This window comes from Methylococcus mesophilus, assembly GCF_026247885.1.
GTDB lineage: Bacteria > Pseudomonadota > Gammaproteobacteria > Methylococcales > Methylococcaceae > Methylococcus > Methylococcus mesophilus.
The window spans coordinates 490,718-511,406 of record NZ_CP110921.1; the positions used below are offsets into that span (position 1 = coordinate 490,718).

The window sequence follows — 20,689 nt, forward strand, 5'->3', positions numbered from 1 at the left end:
CAGGAAATTACGCGAAAACACAGGGTAAAACCGTACTGCCGCGAAAGCGGCTTACAGCCTAAATTTGCCGATCTCAGCCTGCAGTTCCTGCACTGCAGTGTGGAGCTTGACCACCATTGAGGCCAAGTGCTCGGACGATGTCGCCGCCCCTTGGGCTTCATCCTTCAAGGCAACCATCGCCCCATTGATCTGCTGGGCGCCCTCGGCCTGCGCCCGCATGCCTTCATAAACCCGGCCGAAACGCGGCACCAGCTGGTCGATCCGCTCCAAAACGGCGGTGAAATGGTCGGCAAGCCGCCGCACGTTCGACAGACCGGCCGTGCTCATCTCCTCCTGGAAAGACTCCAGAACCTGGACGCCCCCTGCGACCGCCCTTTGCATGTCGCGTACCATCGCCTCCACATCCAGTGCCGCGACCGCACTCTGGTCCGCCAGCCGCCTGATCTCGCTGGCTACGACGGCGAACCCGGCCCCCTGTTTCCCTGCCTTCTCAGCCTCGATCGATGCATTCAATGAGAGCAGGTTGGTTTGGACGGCAATATCCGTCATGGCGTTCATGATCCGGTTGATACCCTTCGCCTGCTCACCGATGGCTGCGAAGCGTTCCACCACCGACGACATGCCCTCGCTCATGCGATGCATCGCCGCCTCTGTCTCCGCCAGGCTTTCTCTCCCGGCCGAGGCGACTTCCGCCGTTTCGGCGGTTGCCTGAGCGACGTCGGCGACGTTGCGCACCATCTCGTCGCCAGTTGTCGAAATCTCGCGGACCGAAGCGGCGATTTGTTGCGTCAGCGCGCCGAACTCATGAGCCAGGCTTGCTTCATGCCGGGCCGCCACGGTGATTTCCTCGCCAACGGCGACCAACTGTCGGCTGGACCGTTTCACCCGCCCGATCAAATCGGCCAAAGCCTGCCGCATGGCCGCCATGGCTCGTACCAGATCACCGATTTCATCCGTATCGGCAGCCTCCAGCTTTGAACTCAGATCGCCGGCCGCGACTTGCGCCGCAACGCGCGCGGTGTCCTCGATGCGACGGGTCACCGCCCGCAACGCTAACAGCGCCGCCCCGAGGACCGCCGCCAGAATAGCGGCCGACACACCCAAGGCGCCTTTGACAGTACCGATCAGGCCAGCCAGAATTTCCGCCCGGCTGGCGGCCAAAACCAAAGTCCAGTCGCCTGTCGCCAGTCGGGTTGATACGAAATAGGTTTCGGCGCCGTTGCGGGGATCGGGGGCCAATTGGAACGTACCTTTTCCCGTATCGAGATACGCCCGTTCCAATATAGGCAACCATGAGGTGTCTTCTATTGGACGGGCACGGGCGGAAGCATCAACCGTTGACGCGATCACACGCCCCCGTTGGCTCAAGAGGAAAAATCCGCCGGCCTCATGGCGATGCATCCCCCGGAGTGTTTCGTCGATGTCGTTGAGCGCCTTATCCACTCCCGCAATACCCAAGAACCGCCCGTCCCGCATCAAGGGGACGGCATTTTCGACCATGTACTTCCCCTCATAATCATAGGGCTCGGTCACCATCGCAAAGCGCTGGCCTTGCGCCCCGCTCCAGGAATGGCGGTAAAGCCGGCTGATCCCTCCGGCCAGACTGATGCCCTCCTCCTCGACCTTTCCTTCGTGGCGATTCTTGACCCCGCGGTAATAGTAACTCGACTCCATGTTAGCCAGCGGCGACAACTTTATCCGTAGTGGGTTTTCGCGGTCGCGAAACCAGTAAGGGAGAAACCGTCCCTCCCGGCTCAACGCATCGGATGGAACCTCGCCGGCCTCGGAAGCGGAGCCGTCGTTGCCATCGCCATCCGGTTCATAGCCGAAATAGGCACCGGTAAACTCCGGAAAAGCCTCCAATATCTTGCGGGCGAACTCCAAGGATACCAGCCGATTGCCGAACAGCCCCGCTTCTTGCGCCAGCGCCATGGTTTTCGGGACGGTCAAGGCAGTGATATTGGCCAACTCGATCCGCAGCGCCGCCTCGTTAACCTCAGCGCGAAGTCTCAGTTCCGACTCCCGTACCAGGTCCTGATAATAGTTCCACATGACGAACCCCAGCAGTAAACCCATCGCCAGAGCCATCGGAAGAACGCAGGCGAGCAAGAGGCGCGCGCGCACCGTCAATCGGAATCGCATATCGAAACCCTAAGAATAGCTAACAGGGGAATTGGAACACGCAGTCTCCCCTTGCCGGTGTAGGCATGGCACTGGACGGCACCACAAGGATGCTGCACCTGCCAAGGGCTGGAATTTTCGCTAAACGGCGTCAGCCGGCCGGTTCGGAGACCGCGCCATCCCGAATTGCTTTCCAGGACCAGCGACCCTCGGGCTCCAGATCCAGCACGGCATCGTAGAACGACAGATTGTCGTGGCTGTTGCCCAGAGTGATGTAGGCGATCGAATGGTCATGCAGCATTTGCAGCACCCGATCCAACTGCTCGGCATCGAGCGCGGTCCCTGGCCGGTCTAGGAACACGAAGCGCGGCCCAAGGAGCAGGAGATGCGTAAAAGCCAGAAGCTGCTGCTCTCCCAAGGACAGGACGTCGTCCCAATCGGCCTCCGTATCCAAACCGCCGACCCTGGCAAGAATGGAATCAATGTCCAACGACCGCAAAGTCTCCATGATCCTGTCGTCCGGAGTCTGATCTTCACCGCCCGTACGAAGCAAAGACTCCCGCAAAGTTCCGGGAGGCAAATACGGTCTTTCCGGCAAGAACAGGGTATCCTCGAGGCCCGGACGGATGATCTTCCCGCTTCCAGCATCCCACAGATCCGCCGTCGCTCTGAACAATGCCACCTTCGCGGTCTGGTTCTCGCCCCGGATCAGAAGCCGGCCACCCGCCGGAATTTCCACAGAAAGCTGGTCGATCAGAAGCCGACCGTCCCGCGGCGATTGCAGGCTGAGCCTTTCATAGGCGATCCGGTCGCACATCTCACAGACTTCGATCGGTGATGCGGTCCCCGAGCGCACTGTCTCGACGGCCTGGACCAGACCGCGAAGCCGGGCTATCACGGCGGTGTAAGCCGAAATGGACTGAAACTGTGTCACGATCAGCGAAAACGCGCCGAGCAGATAGGTAAATGCCATCGCCGATTGGGTGATCACACCGAATTCGACCTTGCCATCGATGAACAAAGGCGCCACAACCAGCGCAGGTATCACGGGGATCAAATAGTTGTACCACGTGGTGAAGAATCCGAGATTGCGGTTGACCGCGATCAGCCTGCGGAAATTGGCGGTGAGCGCCCCGAGTTGACGTAGCAGGCGAGACTGAATTCGCCGTTCGCGATGCAGCAGCGCGATGGATTCGGCATTTTCGTGGACATGGATGAGACCCGCCCGAAAATCCGCCTCGCGGTCAAGCTGGTCATAATTCAGCTGGACCAGAGGCCTCCCCAGCCGGACGGTAAAATAGGAGCCCGCCACGGCGTAAACCACCGCAACCCCGAACAACAGCGGACTGATACTCCACATCACGCCGGAAAAAGCCAGCACAGTAAACGAACTGTTGAGAAGCATCAAAGTAAAAGACAGCGTAGTGACGGTAAATGCCTTCACGTCCTCTGCGATGCGCTGGTCGGGATTGGCGACCTCCTGGCTCTCGTCGAGACGGTAATAGATACGTTCATCCAGATAAGCGTTCACCAATCTTCGCGTCAGCCATTCCCGCCAAAGCAGACCCAGCCGCTCCTCGCAAAACCGGTAGATCACAGCAGTGACGGTGGTCGCAGCGAACACGCCGAGATAGAGTACCGCATACCAGATGAACCCCCCCATGTAGCGATTTTCGATCGCAGTCATGAAATCCCGGCCTACATAGCTGTTAAGCACGTTCAGGCCGTTGATCGCGAGCATCAACAGAAGGAGCGACGCAAACAGAACCTTGGCCTTCCAGCCCACTTCCGAGCCTGCGAAATCCCTTACGCTGCCAAGGATGCGCTTCAGGATCAATCCATGTTTTGAGACTGGTTCGGCGCTCATGATTGTTCTTCTCGAATGCTTTTCCCGCAGATGCCGAAGCGAAGATCCACCCGTGCAAAAAAGGCACCGGCGCGGCCAAACTGCAGTTCACCCTGCCGGCACCGGAACTGGACGGCGTTGAGGCATTATCGACAAAACGTGGAAAGACACAATCGACGCATCGGCTACCAACGAATATCGTGCGCCGATTCAGCAAATGCGGGGGAGCGGATCGTCTTCCAACTCAGGGAGGATTCTCTCCCCCCCCAGGGAAGTCTGAAGAACGACTCGGGGAGCCCCTGCTTCGATCGCGCCCGCAATGCTCGCCTCCATGAACCCCCCATGGTGGAGCGCTGCCACCGCATCAGCCGCGACAGCAGCATCAACGATCGCCACGACCCGTCCTTCGCAGGCTAAGTAATAAGGGTCATAGCCCAGAATTTCACATACGCTGCGCACCTCCGGCCGAACCGGCAAGTCAAGCTCTTGCAGCCGAACGGTCGCACCGGTAGCCCGGGCAATCTCGTGCGAGACGGTTGCCACGCCTCCGCGGGTGGGATCCCGCATGAAACGCAGCCCTGGGAAGCCGAGCAGAATTTCAGCAATCGGCAGGACGCTCCCCGCATCGGATCGAAGACTGCCGGATAACCCGAATTGCTCCCGAGCCAGCATTACCGCAGCGCCGTGATCGCCCACCGGCCCACTCACGATGACCCGGTCGCCCGGACGAACGCGGTGCAAGCCCAGGTCGACGCCCGGTTGCCTTTGCCCTATGCCGGTCGTCGCCAGATAAAGTCCACCGCCCTGCCCCCGCCGAACCACCTTGGTATCCCCGGCCAACACCCGCACACCGCAATCCAGGCAGGCACGCGCCATGGACGCAACGATCCGCTCGAGAATCTCGACGTCGAGCCCTTCCTCGATGAAAACGTTGAGGCTGAGAAAGCGCGGTACCGCCCCGGACACTGCAAGGTCGTTGATCGTGCCATGAACCGCGAGACTCCCCACGTCGCCGCCCGGGAACTCCAGGGGCTCTACGGTGAAGCCGTCCGTCGTGATCATCCACTCCCCGTCACCGGCATCCAGCGGAAGCCTTGCCGCATCCGCGGCGGTGTCCAGATCTTCCCGGCCGAGGTGGAACACGAATATTTCTTCGATGACCTCCCGCGTCAAACGGCCCCCATTACCATGGGCCAGCGAAATCCGAACGGCATCACAACGGTCGTCGTCATTCATGAGCGGTGCTGGCAAAGATTGTCGTCAAAACGGATCAGATGGTAGCAGAGTTAACGGTCACCGTAGCCTTTGAACAAAGCTTGTTGACATCCCAATCAGGATCAGTATAATTTTCGAAATCGAATGCGGGAATAGCTCAGTTGGTAGAGCACAACCTTGCCAAGGTTGGGGTCGCGAGTTCGAGTCTCGTTTCCCGCTCCATTGCTTTCGGAAAAGCCGCGCACCTAACCGCGGCTTTTTGCTTTATCTTCAAAGGCTGAGTGGCAGAGTGGTTATGCTGCGGATTGCAAATCCGTCTATGCCGGTTCGATTCCGACCTCAGCCTCCATCTTTCTTCTTCCGGATCGGAATTTTAAGACAAGCCGCGGCACAGCCGGTCTTGCCAAAATACGACCAAATCCGGTAGGAAATCGGCCCAAAATCCGCCCCTATCAAAGCTCCTCCGACTAGAGCCAATCTGCTGCTAGCGGGTTGCACTTTCCGCCCGAAATCGCGCTGACGCCAAAAACCCGCCTGGTCATGGACCAAGCGGGTTATCCACTACCTCAGACCGGGCTTAGAGACTGTAGTACATATCGAACTCGACCGGGTGGGTGCTCATGCGCAGACGAGTCACTTCCTGGCCCTTGAGTTCGAGATAAGCGTCGATCATGTCGTCGGTGAACACACCGCCGCGGGTGAGGAACTCGCGGTCGTTGTCCAGTGCTTCCAGAGCCTGGTCGAAGGAATAGCAGACCTGGGGGATGGCCTTCTCTTCTTCCGGCGGCAGATCGTAAAGATCCTTGTCCATGGCGTCGCCCGGATGGATCTTGTTCTGGATGCCGTCGAGGCCGGCCATCAGCATGGCTGCGAATGCCAGGTAGGGATTGGCGGTGGAGTCCGGGAAGCGGACTTCGATACGGCGGGCTTTAGGGTTCATCACGTAGGGTATACGGATGGAGGCCGAACGGTTGCGAGCCGAGTAGGCCAGCATCACCGGCGCTTCGAAACCAGGCACCAGCCGCTTGTAGCTATTGGTGGATGCGTTGCAGAAGGCGTTCAGGGCCTTGGCATGCTTGATAATGCCGCCGATGTAGTACAGCGCCGTTTCGGACAGGCCCCCGTACAGATCGCCGCTGAACAGGTTCTTACCGTCCTTCGCGATCGACTGGTGCACGTGCATGCCGTTGCCGTTGTCGCCGACCAGCGGCTTCGGCATGAAGGTTGCGGTCTTGCCATAGGCGTGCGCCACGTTCTGAACGACGTACTTGAGCAGCAGAACTTCGTCAGCCTTCTTCACCAGGGTGTTGAATTTGACGCCGATTTCGCACTGGCCGGCAGTCGCAACCTCGTGGTGATGGACTTCCACGCCCATGCCCATGTCTTCCAGGGTGTTGCACATGGCGGAACGCAGATCCTGGAACGAGTCGACCGGCGGAACCGGGAAATAGCCGCCCTTGGTACCAGGTCGGTGGCCGATGTTGCCGTCTTCGTAGACTTTCTCGGAGTTCCATCCGGCTTCTTCCGAATCGACCTTGTAGAACGAGCCGGACATGTTGGCGCCCCAACGAATGTCGTCGAAGATGAAGAATTCGTTTTCCGGACCGAAGAATGCGGTGTCTGCAATGCCGGTGGACTTCATGTAGGCTTCGGCCCGCTTGGCGATGGAGCGCGGATCGCGTTCGTAACCCTGCATGGTGGCCGGTTCAACGATGTCGCAACGGACGATCAGTGTAGGATCGTCGAAGAACGGATCCATCACTGCCGTGGATGCGTCCAGCATCAGAATCATGTCGGATTCGTTGATGCCTTTCCATCCGGCGATCGAAGAACCGTCGAACATCTTGCCCTCTTCGAAGGCAGCCTCGTCGATCGTCGAAGCGGGAACCGTTACGTGCTGTTCTTTGCCGCGGGTATCGGCGAAACGCAGGTCCACGTAGCGGATTTCCTTTTCCTTGATGATCTGCAATACGTCTTTCGGTGTCATAGTAAGCTCGTCTCCTCCAGCTAGGATTGGGTAACTTCAAGGTTACACAGGAATTGTACCAAGGCTACTGGGCAAATATCTTCTTGATTTTACGCCCGAGCCAAGCGCCATGCGAAACGATAGGCGCACTTTAATAGTGCCAACTGCACCTCCATAGAACATCGCTATCACGGAAATCCCCGAATGCCCGCTATCCCCCAGGCGCCCGCCGATCGGGCGCTGGCGAGATGCTCCGCCGTCATCCCGCCCAATGCGTATACCGGAAGGTTGACGGCCTGGAGGCATTCGGAGAAATGCCCCCAGCCCAGCGGAGCCGACGCCGGATGGGACCGGGTCGGCAGCACGGGACCGAACACGGCGAAATCCAGTTGCAGCGATTCCGCCTTTTCCAGTTCGCCCACGTCGTGGCACGATGCGGCGACCCAGAATCTGTCGTCCAGCGGTCTTGCATCCAGGTTGTTCAAGCGCGCGCTGGTAAGATGAACGCCACCGGCACCGAGTTCGACCGCCAGTTCCGGCTCTGCGTTCAAAATCAATCGAGTATGATCGTGGGCACAGTAGTCCAAGCATTCCCGGGCGAACGCGCGGTAGTCCGTCCGCGACAGCGCTTTCGCCCGTAACTGGATCAGCGAATAGCCCGCAGCCACCAGCCGACGGAATCGGCGACGCATGGCCGTGAGATCGCCTGCCGCCTCGTCCACGATCGGATAATGGTACGGCAGCCGCGCCGCCGCCACGATGAAACGGTTCGCTGCCGGAAATTGGAAATCGACCAGTTCGTCGGGGCTGACCCAGCGAATGGGCTGTCCCAGACAGCCGCGGGCGACGCCGGAAAACCGCTGAACCCGCCAGATGTCCAGGACGACCCGCCGCGAGGGATAGTCGTGGCGTACCACCAGCATCGGTTCGGCACTCTCTACGGCGATACCGATTTCCTCCATCAGCTCACGGTGCAAGGCGTCCAACGGGGTCTCACCCGGTTCGATCTTGCCGCCGGGAAACTCCCATAGACCGCCCTGATCCACCTTCGGCGGCCGTTGCGCGATCAGGATGCGGCCGGTGGCGTCTTCGACGACACCGGCGGCCACGCGAATCTCCTTGTTTCCGAGGGACGCCAACGGAAATTCAGGTCCGGTACTCGGCGTTGATACGGACGTAATCGAACGAGAAATCGCAGGTCAACACGCGGGCGGAAGCCTTACCCATTCCCAAGGATACCCGCACGGTGATCTCCGGCCGCTGCATCACGGCGACGCCCTGCGCCTCGGTATAGCCGGGGTCGCGTCCGCCGCCGGCAACGATCTGGACTTCGTCCAGCCAGATTGCCACCCGCGAAATGTCCAGGCCCTCGCATCCCGCCCGCCCGACCGCCGCCAGGATGCGGCCCCAATTGGGATCGCTGGCGAAAAAAGCGGTCTTGACCAGGGGCGAATGCGCGATGGTTTTCCCGACCTGCCTGGCTTCGTCTTCCGAAACCGCTTCTTCGACCACGATGCGGATGAACTTGGTGGCGCCTTCCCCATCGCGGACGATCTCTTCGGCCAGTTCATCCAGCACCGCGTCGACGGCGGCCTGGAAGGTCTCGAGGTGGGAACTGCCGGGTTCGATCCGCGGCGCTGTCGAGCGCTGGCTCGCCATCAGCACGCAGGCGTCATTGGTCGAGGTGTCGCCGTCGACGGTGATGCAATTGAACGAACGATCGGCCGCATGTTGCAGGACACTCTGCAGCAGCTGGGCCCCGATACGGGCATCGGTGGCGACGAAGGCCAGCAGAGTCGCCATGTTCGGGTGAATCATGCCGGCGCCCTTGGCGATACCGGATACAAAGACCGGATGCCCCTCTATCTCGATTCTGCGGGTCGCGGTCTTCGGCCGGGTGTCGGTGGTCATGATGGCGCGGGCGGCGGCCTCCCAGCCGTCCTCCGACAGAGCCTCGAAGGCTTTCGGCAAGGCTGCGCGGATCTTGTCGACCGGCAGGTATTCGCCGATCACCCCGGTGGAAAAGGGCAGGACCTGTTCGGCCTGCCCGCCGGCGAGCGCGGCGACCGCCTCGCAGCTCGCGCGGGCATCCGCCAAGCCACGCTCACCGGTACCTGCATTGGCGTTGCCCGAGTTGACCAGCAGCCAGCGCGGTGCCTGGGGCAGATGTTCGCGCGACACGGCGACCGGTGCAGCGCAGAAGGCGTTCTGGGTAAACACGGCTGCACAGGCCGAATCTTCCGCCATTTCGATGAGCAGCACGTCGTCGCGCCCGGCATGCTTGATGGCCGCCGCCGCGGTGCCGAGGCGAATCCCGGCGATCGGACTGATGCGGGCGTACGCCGCTCCTTTCTCGTCAGGCAAGACGGCCATGGCACTGCTTGTATTTTTTCCCGGAACCACAAGGGCAAGGATCGTTGCGGCCGACCTTGTCGCCGGGACGCACGAATGGCCGGGGACCTTCCGGAATCGCATAGTCCTGCGCTTCATCCGGCGCGGCGGGCGGCTCCTCCATGGTCAGGGCGCTGACCTCGGCATGCTGAAACTGCATTTCCTGCGGCTGGCGGCTCTGCTCCTCCATCTCCTGCACTTCCTCCTCGGAATGGACCTGCACGCGGGAGACGATGCCGACCACCTCCTGCTTGATGCCGTCGAGCATGCCGGTGAACATCTCGAAGGCTTCCCGCTTGTATTCCTGCTTGGGGTCCTTCTGAGCGTAGCCGCGCAGATGTATTCCCTGGCGCAGATGGTCCATCGAGGCCAGATGCTCCTTCCAGGAATTGTCGAGCACCTGGAGCATTACCGACTTCTCGAAGTGCCGCATGACCTGCGGTCCGATCGCATCGACCTTGGCGGCATACGCGGCGTCGGCCTCGTCGATGAGGCGCTCCAGCAAGGTTTCCTCATGGAGGTCGGGTTCGTCATCCAGCCATTGCCGTATCGGCAGGCTCAAGCCGATCTCGCGCCCGACCACCTCCTCCAGCCCCTGGGCGTCCCACTGCTCCTCGAGGGTATGCGGAGGAACGTGTTCCACGAACATGCGACCGAGCACATCATGGCGGATATCCTCGATGGTCTTGGAAATATCGTCCGCACGCATCAGCTCAGTGCGCATGTGGTAGATCACTTTGCGCTGGTCGTTGGCGACGTTGTCGTATTCCAGCAACTGCTTGCGGATGTCGAAATTGCGGGCTTCCACCTTGCGCTGGGCGTTCTCGATGGCCCGGGTCACCCAGGGATGCTCGATCGACTCCCCTTCCTTCATGCCGAGGCGCTGCATCAGCACCGCGACCCGGTCGGAAGCGAAGATCCGCATCAGGGGATCTTCCAGCGAGAGATAGAAGCGGGTAGAACCCGGGTCCCCCTGACGTCCCGAACGGCCGCGCAACTGATTGTCGATGCGGCGCGATTCGTGGCGCTCCGAGCCGATGACATGCAGGCCGCCGGCAGCGACGGCCGCGTCGTGGCGCCTCTGCCACTCCGCCTTGACCTGCTCGGCCAAGGCGGGATCGGCCTGGGCCAGATCCTCTTCCAGGCTGCCACCCAGCACGATGTCCGTGCCTCGACCTGCCATGTTGGTGGCGATGGTGACCGCTCCCGGCCGGCCGGCCTGGGCGATGATGTGCGCCTCCTGCTCATGGTGCTTGGCATTGAGCACCTGATGCGGCACGCCGGCCTGGCGCAGGATGCCGGACAGCAGTTCCGAATTCTCGATCGAAGCGGTACCGACCAACACCGGCTTGCCGTGCTCGACGCAATACTTGATGTCCTCGACGATCGCCCCGAACTTCTCGCGGGCGGTGAGATAGACCAGATCGCCCATGTCGTTGCGGACCATCGGCCGGTTCGGCGGGACCATGACCACCTCGAGGCCATAGATCTGATGGAACTCCGGCGCCTCGGTGTCCGCCGTGCCCGTCATACCGGCCAGCTTCTCGTAAAGACGGAAATAATTCTGGAAGGTGATCGAGGCCAGCGTCTGGTTCTCGTTGTGCACCTGCACGTTTTCCTTCGCCTCCACCGCCTGGTGCAGCCCCTCGGACCAGCGCCGGCCGGGCATGGCGCGGCCCGTGAATTCGTCGACGATGATAATCTCGTCGTCACGCACGATGTAGTCCACGTCGCGCTGGAACAGCGCGTGCGCTTTCAGAGCGGCATTGATGTAGTGCATCAGGCGGATGTTGACGGCGTCGTAGAGGCTTTCTTCGGCGCCGATCAGCCCCTGTTCCACCATCACCCGCTCGATGGCCTCGTGCCCGCTCTCCGTCAGGTAAACCTGCCGCGCTTTTTCGTCCACCGAATAATCGCCCGGACCGCCTTCCTTTTCCTGGCGGATCAGATGAGGAATCAGGATGTTGACTTTGTGATAGAGATCGCTGCGGTCCTCGGTCGGGCCGGAGATGATCAGCGGCGTACGCGCCTCGTCGATGAGGATGGAGTCCACTTCGTCGACGATCGCGAAAAACGGATCGCGCTGCACCCGCTGATCCAGGGTGAACGCCATGTTGTCGCGCAGATAGTCGAAGCCGAATTCGTTGTTGGTGCCGTAGGTGATGTCGCAGGCATAGGCCTGGCGGCGCTGCTCCTGGTCCAGGTTGCTGACGATGACACCGGTGCTCAGGCCCAGGAAACCGTAAAGCTTGCCCATCCACTCGGCATCGCGCCGCGCCAGATAATCGTTCACCGTCACCACATGGCAGCCTTTGCCGGGCAACGCATTGAGGTAGGCGGCCAGGGTAGCGACCAGCGTCTTGCCTTCGCCGGTTTTCATCTCGGCGATCTTGCCGTCGTTCAGCACCATGGCGCCGATCAACTGAACGTCGAAATGGCGCATGTTCAGCACGCGCCGCGAAGCCTCCCGCACCACTGCGAAAGCCTCCACCAACAGTTCGTCGAGAGTCTCGCCGCTGCTCAGCCGCTCCCGGAATTCCAGGGTTTTCCGTCCCAGCGCCTCATCGGTCAGCGCCGCGATCGTGGGTTCGAGCTGGTTGATCTTCTTGACCAGACGCCTCTTGCGTTTGATGATGCGGTCGTTGCGGCTGCCGACGACCTTTCTGACAAGCTTGCCAAGCATGATTCGGTGAATTCCGGACGAAAACGTAATCCGCTCATAATACCGCAAAACCCGACCCCTGGAGAAATGCGGGGGCCGGCCGCCTGCGGGCGACCGGGCGGGCGAAATGGGGAAAGCGGCTGCGGCGGAATATAATCAGGCATCGGCAATCTCCCAGGCTTACTCCTTTCGGCACCATGAGCACCGCGGCAGCGGCTTTCGACATCAAGGCCTTCCTGGCGACCCTGACCGGTGCGCCCGGCGTCTATAAAATGCTGGACGGCAACGGCGAGGTGATCTACGTCGGCAAGGCCAAGAACCTGAAGAAGCGCGTGGCCAGCCACTTCGCCCAGCGCGACAATTCGCCCAAGCAGAACGCAATGGTGGCGCGGGTGCAGGCGATCGAGGTCACGGTGACCCGCACCGAGGGCGAGGCGCTGCTGCTGGAAAACCAGCTCATCAAGCGCCACAAGCCGCGCTACAACATCAACCTGCGCGACGACAAGAGCTATCCCTACATCTATGTCTCCACCCAACAGGAATTTCCGCGGCTGGCCTTCCATCGCGGCAGCCGGGCGCGGCCGGGGCGCTTCTTCGGGCCATTCCCGAGCGCCGCCGCGGTACGCGACAGCCTGAAAACCCTGCAGAAGATCTTCCCGGTCCGCCAATGCGAAGACTCGTATTTCGCCAACCGCACCCGGCCCTGCCTGCAATACCAGATCGAGCGCTGCACCGGCCCTTGCGTGGGACTGGTCGGGCCGGAGACCTACGGCGAGGACGTCGCCAACACCCTGCTGTTTCTCGAAGGCCGGGGGGAGGCGCTGATCGACCGGCTCGCGCAGCGCATGGAACAAGCCGCCCAGCGGCTGGAGTTCGAAAAGGCAGCGCGTTACCGGGACCAGATATCCAATCTCAGGACCGTGCTGGCAAAACAGCTCGTCGCCGGTGAGCAGGGGGATCTCGACATGATTGCCTGCGCCATCAGGGGCAATATCGCCTGCGTCCACGTCGTATTCATCCGCAACGGCCAGCAGATCGGCGACCGCAGCTTTTTTCCGAGAATGCAGGACGAACACGACGCCGCGGCAGTGCTCGAGGCCTTCATACCCCAGTTCTACCTGGATAAGGAGATCCCGCGGGACCTGCTGCTAAGCCACGAGATCCGCGAACGCGAGCTGTTCGAAACCGTGCTCGGCCAACAGGCCAAGCGCGGCGTCAAGATTTCCTGGCGGCTGCGGGGCGAGCGCGCCAGGCGCCTGGAGCTGGCTCAGGCCAACGCCGAATACGCGCTGAAGACCAGGCTGGCCAGCCAGCTGAACATCGCAGATCGCCTGCGGCACCTGACCGAGATGCTGGGTCTGGCGGAACCACCCAACCGCATGGAATGCTTCGACATCAGCCACACCCAGGGCGACCAGACGGTTGCGTCGTGCGTCGTATTCGACAGCAACGGGCCGCTGAAGTCGGCCTACCGCCGCTTCAACATCGAAGGCATCACCGGCGGCGACGATTATGCGGCCATGGCCCAGGCGCTTTCGCGCCGCTACCAGCGGGTTCGCGCCGGCGAGGTCGAGGCGCCGGACATCCTGTTCATCGACGGCGGCAAGGGCCAGATTCACGCGGCGGCCGAGGCGCTGGACAAACTTGGCGTGGGAAATATCCGTATAATCGGCATCGCCAAAGGGCCCGACAGAAAGCCCGGCATGGAGACCCTGTTCAAAGCAGGCTGCAGCGATCCCATCGTCGTCGAACCCAACAACCCCGGCTCCCTGCTGATCCAGCACATCCGCGACGAGGCGCACCGCTTCGCCATCACCGGGCACCGGCAACGGCGGGCGAAAGCCGCGACCCAATCACCGCTGCAGGCCATAGCGGGCCTCGGTCCCAAACGGCGACAGCAGTTGCTGCGGCAGTTCGGCGGCTTGCGGCAAATCAGCCGCGCCGACGTGGAAGCCCTGAGCAGCGTCGAGGGAATCAACCGGCAACTGGCTCAGCGGATTTACGACATGTTCCACGATCATGGCGCCTAACTCATGCACTTCAACCTGCCCACCTACCTGACGCTTCTGAGGATCGTGCTCATCCCGATTCTCGCGGTGCTGTTCTACGTACCCTGGAGCGCCGCCCATGTCGTCTGCGGCATCATTTTTGCGATCGCCGCAGCTACCGACTGGCTGGACGGTTACCTCGCCCGGCGGATGGGCCTGGCTACCCGCTTCGGTGCGTTCCTGGACCCCGTGGCCGACAAGCTGATGGTCGCCGTGGCTCTGGTCCTGATCGTACAGGCCGAGCCGCAGCCGCTGATCGCGGTAGCCTCCGCCGTCATCATCGGCAGGGAAATCACCATTGCCTCGCTGCGCGAGTGGATGGCGGAAATCGGGCAGCGCAGGCGGGTCGAGGTATCCTCCCTCGGAAAATGGAAAACCACCTTCCAGATGCTGGCGATCACGCTCCTGCTGCTCGGTCTGGATGCCCCGTACGGCGCGGTCAAGACGACGGGAGAATTGCTGCTGGTGGTTTCCGCCGTGCTGACGCTGTGGTCGATGGTCGTTTATCTCCAGGCCGCCATGCCGGTCTTCAAGGCGAGCACCGAAGCGGAATGAGGGCGGTTCCTCCGTGGGCCGGGAAGAGCGGATGGCCGGCCCAGGCAAGGCACTCCGCGTCAGCGCGCCCGCAGGGCCACCATGCTGACGTCGTCCCGCAGAGGGCTCTTCCCGGCAAATGCTCGAAGTTCGGCCAGGAGTCCGGCCACCATCGCCTCAGGCTCCAGTGAACGGCGCGTCGAAAACTGGTGGCAGAGGCGGGCGGTGCCGAAGAACTCCCCTTCGCCGTTCTGCGCTTCCACCACGCCGTCGGTATAGAGCAGCAACCAGTCCCCGGCCTTCAAGTCCACGGTCTTTTCCTCGAAAGCCACGCCTTTTCTGACGCCCAGGACCAAACCGTCGGCGTCCAGAGGAATACAGCTCCTCTCCCCGCTCCTGAGCAGCAACGCGAAATTGTGCCCGGCGTTGGCATAGCTCGCCCTGCGCGTGCGGCAATCGTAGCGGACGTAGAACATCGTGATGAACAGATCCGCCCCAGACAGGTCCTCATGCAACATGTCGTTGATGCCGCCGAGAATCGGGGCGACCCCTTCGCCCGAAGCCGGCTCCGCCAGCGTCCTGCGAGCCTCCGCCCGGAGCACGCTGCGGGCCTCCGCCATGATGAGCGCGGCGCCGACACTGTGGCCGGAGACGTCAGCGATGACCATATCCACCAAATCGCCGCGATGGAAATAATCGAAATAATCCCCCCCCACATGGGTCGCGGGCACGCAGAGGCCGGCGATCTCGGCCGTCGCGAGGTGAAGCGGAGCCTCGGGCAGGAGCGATAGCTGGATCTGCTTTGCGATTTCCAGCTCGTGCCGCTCCTCCTCCGCCCGGCGGCGCTCGGTCACATCGGTCTGTATCCCGATGTAGTGGGTGATGACTCCCGCCTCGTCCTTGACTGGCGAGATCAGCAGCTCATTCCAGAACGGGGTGCCGTCCTTGCGGTAGTTCTTGATCGTTAGCTGGCAGGGCTGTCCCGCCCGGATCGCATCGCGTATTTCTTCGATCCGTTCCGGATCGGTCTCCGCTCCCTGCAACATCCGCATGCTGTGATCGAGCAACTCCTCGCGGGAATATCCGGTGATGCGGCTCAGCGCCGGATTGACGTAAACGTTCGGCAGTCCCTTCGACTGTGCATCAGCGATGTTGATGCCGACGCTTGCCGACTCGATCGCGCGATTGCGCACTCGCAGTTCATCCTCGTAACGCTTGCGGGAGGTGATGTCGTGGTCCACGCCCCGCCATTTGATCAGTTCGCCCCGCTCACCGAAGATTGGCGCTCCGGTGGATTCCGTATAGACCTCGTGACCGTCGTTGTGCCGGTAGCGGTTGATTAGGCGGAAGAACGGTTTTTCGCTCGCCTTGGAGGAAGGCAAGGCATTCATCCAGTGCTGCCGGTCCTCGGGCGTCAGCAGGTCGAAGTAATGTTTGCCCCGCACCTCCTCCGGGTCGAAGCCGAGGATGGCCCGCACCGCTCCGCTGCTGTAGAGATAATGCCCCTCGGGGTCCTGTTCCCAGAGCCACTCCCCGGCCATTTCCGCAACCTGGCGGAATCGTTCCTCGCTCTCGGTGAGCGCCTCCTTGTCCCGCTTTTGTTCGGTGATGTCCTGCTGGATGACGAGATAGTGCGTCACCTCGCCGGTTGCGCTGCGAATCGGGGTGATGCTTTCCAGCGCCCAATAGATTTCGCCGTTCTTGCGGATATCCCTCACCTCTCCGCGCCATTCCCCTTGCGAGCGGATGACATGGCGCAGACGTCCGAACCGGTCCGCATCCCCTGCCCTCGCCACACCGGGCCGCGTGCCGACGAGTTCCTCCGCCCCGTACCCCGTCAGCGCCGTGAAACCTCGATTCACGTACTGGATGCGGCCTTGCGGATCGGCGATCAGCACGCCCGAGGGGCTTTGGTCCACCGCGCTGGAAAGCATGAGAAGACGGTCCTCGGCCTGATTCCGCGAGGTGAGATCCCGCGTGACGCCGACGAACCAGCGGCGCTGATCCATGCGCAGCTCGCCGACCGCCAAGTGAACCGGGAACACCCGCCCGTTCTTCCGCCGCCCCTGAACCTCCCGTCCGATCCCGATGATCCTCGGCTCTCCGGTGCGCAGATACCGGGCGATGTAGCCGTCGTGCTCCTCGCGATACGGCGATGGCATCAGCAGTCCGACATTGCGTCCGAGAACCTCATCGGCGTCGTAGCCGAACATGCGCTCCGCCGCCGGCGTGAACAACTGGATGATGCCCTTGTCGTCGATCACGACGATGCCGTCGACCAGCGTATTGAGCACGGCGCGCAAAGTGGCTTCACTGTCCCGGCGGCCGGCGTCGCTCACGGAAGCACTCCCGCGAACGCCTGCACCCTGAAACCGAACAGGCGTTCCGCCGCGGCATTCAGCCCGATGAGGTTTCGGGCCGAATCCAGCAGGCAGAGTGCCTCATCGAAGGCGTTCGGCAGCGCGCGCGACAGCTCCGGTTCCTGCATGGGCCGCTCCGTCAGGCACCCGACGACCGGCCGAGATCGACGAGCGCTTCCAGCTCCGCGCCCAGCACCGCGAAAGGCGTCAAGGATGGCGAAGAGGCTTCCTCCAGTTCGTTCAGCAGCCTCCGGAACCGCGCCAGCCGAGACCGAAGCCGCGGTTCGGAAAACCAGGTCGACGGTTCGCGCCCGCCTGCTTGCAATGCCAGCCGCGTCAGGCACACCGCACTCTTGCGAAACCGTTCCAGGAGGGCGGCCTGCGCCCGCCGCTCCCAGCGATCGCGCGGCCCGACGCTCCGGAGCAGATTCAGACAGCGGCGAAGTCCCAAAAGGTCGGCGATGGCATCGTCCAGGCCGGCAACCCGCTCCAGCGACGCGCCGGCCGACCGGGCAAGATTCGCCAGCATCGGAAAGTCCCGGAGACCGCCAAGCAGCGCCAAGGTGCGCGCCTCCCGTTGGTCGAAGCCGAGACCCTTCAGTTCGGCCATATGCTCGGCCAATGCCGTGCGCTCGTTGTCGCCGAGCGCAGTCTCGCTATAGTCCAGATAATCCGCCAGATCGGACTGCCAGGAGCCGATTTCGGTATCGCCGGGACGCAGCCCGATGCCTTCGCGGATCGCCCAGTCGCAGCAGGCGCACAGGACTCCTTCCAGTTCCAGCAGCATCCGGTATCGCCGGTCCATCTCAGCGCCGTCCGCAAAGCCGGAAATTTTCCTCCGCAACTCGGCTCCCCCGATGGCGGCATCGAAGCACAGATAGGCACCGGCCAGATCAGCCGCAGTGGCCGGATCGAGTTCGTCGGCCAGAACGAGGAAAGACGATCCGGCCTGGTCCAAAATGCGGTTGCAGATGACGGTGGCCGTGATTTCACGGGCCAGGGAATGCTTGTGGAGAACCGATCCGTAACGCTTCCTCACCTTGGGAGGAAAATACCCAGCCAGAATCGGACGGGACCATTCGGCATCCAGAAAACCGGGCGCGTCGAGCAGCGCCCGCTTCAGGGCCAGCTTGGCGTGAGCGAGCAGGACCGCCAGTTCCGGCCGCACCAGTCCGCGCCGTTCGCGGGCCTGAACCTCTTTTCGGCCGGGGAAGGACTCGTAGCTACGGTCCAGGCTGCCGGAGCTCTCGAGCCGGTCGGCGAGTTCGAGAAAGGACTCCGCGTCGCGAAGGCAGCGCTCCCGGTCGAGCGAAAGGCACAGGCTTTGGGATGCGTTGTCGCGCAGCACCGAATCGCAAACGGTTCGGGTAAGTTCGGTCAGAAACCGGTTCCGCTCCTCCCCGCCGGCCATCATCCCCTGCTCCCGCAGCAGGCCGGTCAGGATTTTCAGGTTGACCTCGTGGTCGGACAGATCGACTCCTGCCGAATTGTCCACCGCATCGGTGTTGATGCGGCCGCCGGCCAGGGCGAACTCCACGCGCCCTTGCTGAGTGAAGCCGAGGTTGGCACCTTCCGCCACCACTGCCGCGCGCAGCTGGATGCCGTCCACCCGCACCGCGTCGTTGGCCCGGTCGCCGACGTCTTCATGACTTTCCGAACTGCCTTTCACGTAAGTCCCGATGCCGCCGAGCCAGAGCAGGTCGACCGGCGCCGTCAACAGCAGGTGGACGAGTCCCTCGCCGTCGATGGAACGGTACCGGACGCCGAGCCAAGCCCGGACCGGCGGAGCCAGGGGAATGTCCTTTGCATCGCGCCGGAACACGCCGCCGCCGGAAGAGATCGCCCGGCTGTCGTAGTCCGCCCAGGTGGAGCCCGGTAGATCGAACAGCCGCCGGCGCTCCCGGTAGGACGTCTCGGGATCCGGATCAGGGTCCAGGAAAATGTGCTGGCCGCTGAACGCCGCCACGAGCCGGATATTCCGGGAATACAGCATGCCGTTGCCGAACACATCGCCATCCATGCTGCCGATGCCGACCGCCGTGAACGGCTCCCTGTCAATGTCCCGATTCAACTCCGCGAAATGGCGCTTCACGCATTCCCACACGCCGCGGGCGGTGATGCCGAGCCGCTTGTGGTCGTAACCCTGCGAACCGCCTGCGGCAAAGGCATCCCCCAGCCAGAAGGCGTATTCCTCCGCGATGGTATTGGCGGTGTCGGACAGCCGCGCCGTGCCTTTATCGGCGGCGACGACCAGATACGGGTCGGGATCGTCGTAGGCGACGACCGACAGTGGATGCATGACGCCTCGTGCCGTGACATTGTCGGTCAAATCCAACATGCCCCGGATCAGCGTGGCATAGGCTTCCCCCGCCAGACGCCGGCACTCGCCGGGATCGCGGCACGGAGACTTCAGGATGAAACCGCCCTTGGCACCTTGCGGCACGATCAGGGCATTCTTGATCATCTGGGTTTGCATCAGGTCCAGAATCTCGACCCGGAAATCGTCCAGGCGGTCCGACCACCGAATGCCGCCGCGGGCCACTGGCGCCCCGCGTAGATGGATGCCCTCCATGGCGGCGGAATGCACATAGATTTCGAACAGCGGTTTCGGCGCGGGCATGTCGATGACGCCCAGGCCGCTGATCTTCAGGGCGATGAAATAATCCGGATCGTCCCGGCGCCGGTAGAAATTCGCGCGCAGCGTAGCGTCGATCAGGTTGAAAAGCGACCGGAGTATGTGATCTTCGCCGCTGTCCGTCACATCGTTCAGCGCCGTGATGAAGTCCTGCCGGAGCGCCGACAGCACTTCTTCGTCGCCCTGCCCGCGAGGCTGAAACCGACTCTCGAAATACCGGTAGAGAAGGCGGGTGGCTTCGGGGTTGTTGAACAACGCCCGGAGGAAACGGGAACGCCCGAACCGGCTGCCGAGTTGCAGGCGATAATTGTGATAAGCCCGAAATATGTCGATTTCCTTCCACGACAGGCCCGTGGCGAGGATCAACGCATTAAGGGCGTCATTCTCCACACGCCCGGCCATCAAGGCCGCCAGGGCTTCCAGCAGAGGTCCGCGCACGGGCATAAGGTCGCCGCCAGTGGCTGCACCCGAGGCTACGGCGAAGCTCCGGATAAAACAGCATTGCCCTTGAAATACCAGCCTGAACTGGATCTGGTCGATAATGCGGAGATTGAGGTTCTGCAGAAACGGCATGACCCGGTCGAGATCCTGCTCGACCGGGCTGTAGATTCGCAGCCGGTGGTGACGGTCGCCGAAGCGCGGTGAAGGCCGCCAGAGATCGGCGGTATCGGCGCCCGTCCGCACCACCGTTTCCAGCCGGATCGCATCCCTCAACGCCGCCGCCGGCGGAATCCGCGAGCGGTATTCAGGAGGAAAATTCCAGGCGCCGGGCAGAGAATCCGCAGCGATCCCGCGGCTACGGCAGAATCGTTCCAGCCTACGACTGTAGGCGCTTTCCCAAGACTGGCCGGCTTCCGGCCAGGCACGGCGGCTATCGTTCATAACCGCGCCCTCCCAGGCGATTCGGCCGG

12 protein-coding genes and 2 tRNA genes are annotated in these 20,689 nt (G+C 62.2%); 4 read left to right on the top strand and 10 right to left on the bottom strand.

Annotated elements, in window-relative coordinates:
* Positions 1 to 51 precede the first annotated feature (51 nt).
* The 3 genes from OOT43_RS02390 to hypE all read right to left on the bottom strand — a co-directional run bounded on the left by OOT43_RS02390 (position 52) and on the right by hypE (position 5,203).
* A complete protein-coding gene (locus OOT43_RS02390) occupies positions 52 to 2,124 on the bottom strand; it encodes a methyl-accepting chemotaxis protein (protein ID WP_266024977.1) in 2,073 nt (690 codons plus the stop codon).
* A gap of 148 nt (positions 2,125 to 2,272) precedes the next feature.
* Positions 2,273 to 3,988, bottom strand: coding sequence for an ABC transporter ATP-binding protein/permease (locus OOT43_RS02395; RefSeq protein WP_266023084.1), 1,716 nt, complete (start codon positions 3,986 to 3,988; stop codon positions 2,273 to 2,275).
* 189 nt (positions 3,989 to 4,177) lie between these two features.
* The gene (gene hypE, locus OOT43_RS02400) at positions 4,178 to 5,203 is read right to left on the bottom strand and encodes a hydrogenase expression/formation protein HypE (protein ID WP_266023085.1); all 1,026 of its coding nucleotides are present in this window, start codon (positions 5,201 to 5,203) and stop codon (positions 4,178 to 4,180) included.
* Between the two features lie 125 nt (positions 5,204 to 5,328).
* Here hypE and OOT43_RS02405 point away from each other — a divergent pair.
* Positions 5,329 to 5,404 (top strand) — tRNA-Gly (locus OOT43_RS02405).
* A 53-nt stretch (positions 5,405 to 5,457) separates the two neighbouring features.
* Positions 5,458 to 5,531, top strand: a tRNA-Cys gene (locus OOT43_RS02410).
* Positions 5,532 to 5,759: 228 nt separating this feature from the next.
* On the opposite strand, the gene glnA is transcribed toward OOT43_RS02410, so the two are convergent.
* The 4 genes from glnA to secA form a co-directional block, all read right to left on the bottom strand.
* Positions 5,760 to 7,169 carry a glutamate--ammonia ligase gene (gene glnA, locus OOT43_RS02415; protein ID WP_266023086.1) on the bottom strand — a complete coding sequence of 470 codons (1,410 nt, stop codon included), beginning with the start codon at positions 7,167 to 7,169 and terminating at the stop codon, positions 5,760 to 5,762.
* A gap of 167 nt (positions 7,170 to 7,336) precedes the next feature.
* Positions 7,337 to 8,257 (bottom strand): Nudix family hydrolase, encoded by a 921-nt coding sequence (locus OOT43_RS02420; RefSeq protein WP_266023087.1) that lies wholly within the window; start codon positions 8,255 to 8,257, stop codon positions 7,337 to 7,339.
* Between the two features lie 37 nt (positions 8,258 to 8,294).
* A complete protein-coding gene (argJ, locus tag OOT43_RS02425; protein ID WP_266023088.1) occupies positions 8,295 to 9,521 on the bottom strand; it encodes a bifunctional glutamate N-acetyltransferase/amino-acid acetyltransferase ArgJ in 1,227 nt (408 codons plus the stop codon).
* Entirely contained in the window at positions 9,505 to 12,222 is a 2,718-nt protein-coding gene (gene secA / locus OOT43_RS02430; RefSeq protein WP_266023089.1) for a preprotein translocase subunit SecA, read from the bottom strand. The genes argJ and secA overlap by 17 nt, the downstream gene beginning before the upstream one ends.
* Positions 12,223 to 12,398: 176 nt before the next feature.
* Between secA and uvrC the strand changes: the two genes are divergently transcribed.
* Positions 12,399 to 14,231 (top strand): excinuclease ABC subunit UvrC, encoded by a 1,833-nt coding sequence (uvrC, locus tag OOT43_RS02435; RefSeq protein WP_266023090.1) that lies wholly within the window; start codon positions 12,399 to 12,401, stop codon positions 14,229 to 14,231.
* Between the two features lie 3 nt (positions 14,232 to 14,234).
* A complete protein-coding gene (gene pgsA, locus OOT43_RS02440; protein ID WP_266023091.1) occupies positions 14,235 to 14,804 on the top strand; it encodes a CDP-diacylglycerol--glycerol-3-phosphate 3-phosphatidyltransferase in 570 nt (189 codons plus the stop codon).
* 59 nt (positions 14,805 to 14,863) lie between these two features.
* Here pgsA and OOT43_RS02445 read toward each other — a convergent pair whose 3' ends face one another.
* Genes OOT43_RS02445 through OOT43_RS02455 form a run of 3 tightly spaced genes read right to left on the bottom strand, consistent with a single transcriptional unit; the run spans position 14,864 to position 20,660 of the window.
* Positions 14,864 to 17,122, bottom strand: a complete 2,259-nt coding sequence (locus OOT43_RS02445) for a PAS domain S-box protein (RefSeq protein ID WP_266023092.1) — start codon at positions 17,120 to 17,122, stop codon at positions 14,864 to 14,866.
* On the bottom strand, positions 17,119 to 17,271 hold the full coding sequence (locus tag OOT43_RS02450) for a PAS domain-containing protein (RefSeq protein ID WP_266023093.1): 153 nt from the start codon (positions 17,269 to 17,271) through the stop codon (positions 17,119 to 17,121). Before OOT43_RS02450 ends, OOT43_RS02445 begins: the two co-directional genes overlap by 4 nt.
* An 11-nt stretch (positions 17,272 to 17,282) precedes the next feature.
* Positions 17,283 to 20,660, bottom strand: a complete 3,378-nt coding sequence (locus tag OOT43_RS02455) for an NAD-glutamate dehydrogenase domain-containing protein (protein ID WP_266023094.1) — start codon at positions 20,658 to 20,660, stop codon at positions 17,283 to 17,285.
* Positions 20,661 to 20,689: the final 29 nt, after the last annotated feature.

Coding starts and splice junctions, on each gene's coding strand:
- hypE (WP_266023085.1), bottom strand. CDS start 5,203: ATGAATGACGACGACCGTTGTGATGCCGTTCGGATTTCGCTGGCCCAT.
- OOT43_RS02395 (WP_266023084.1), bottom strand. CDS start 3,988: ATGAGCGCCGAACCAGTCTCAAAACATGGATTGATCCTGAAGCGCATC.
- OOT43_RS02455 (WP_266023094.1), bottom strand. CDS start 20,660: ATGAACGATAGCCGCCGTGCCTGGCCGGAAGCCGGCCAGTCTTGGGAA.
- glnA (WP_266023086.1), bottom strand. CDS start 7,169: ATGACACCGAAAGACGTATTGCAGATCATCAAGGAAAAGGAAATCCGC.
- OOT43_RS02450 (WP_266023093.1), bottom strand. CDS start 17,271: ATGCAGGAACCGGAGCTGTCGCGCGCGCTGCCGAACGCCTTCGATGAG.
- pgsA (WP_266023091.1), top strand. CDS start 14,235: ATGCACTTCAACCTGCCCACCTACCTGACGCTTCTGAGGATCGTGCTC.
- secA (WP_266023089.1), bottom strand. CDS start 12,222: ATGCTTGGCAAGCTTGTCAGAAAGGTCGTCGGCAGCCGCAACGACCGC.
- uvrC (WP_266023090.1), top strand. CDS start 12,399: ATGAGCACCGCGGCAGCGGCTTTCGACATCAAGGCCTTCCTGGCGACC.
- argJ (WP_266023088.1), bottom strand. CDS start 9,521: ATGGCCGTCTTGCCTGACGAGAAAGGAGCGGCGTACGCCCGCATCAGT.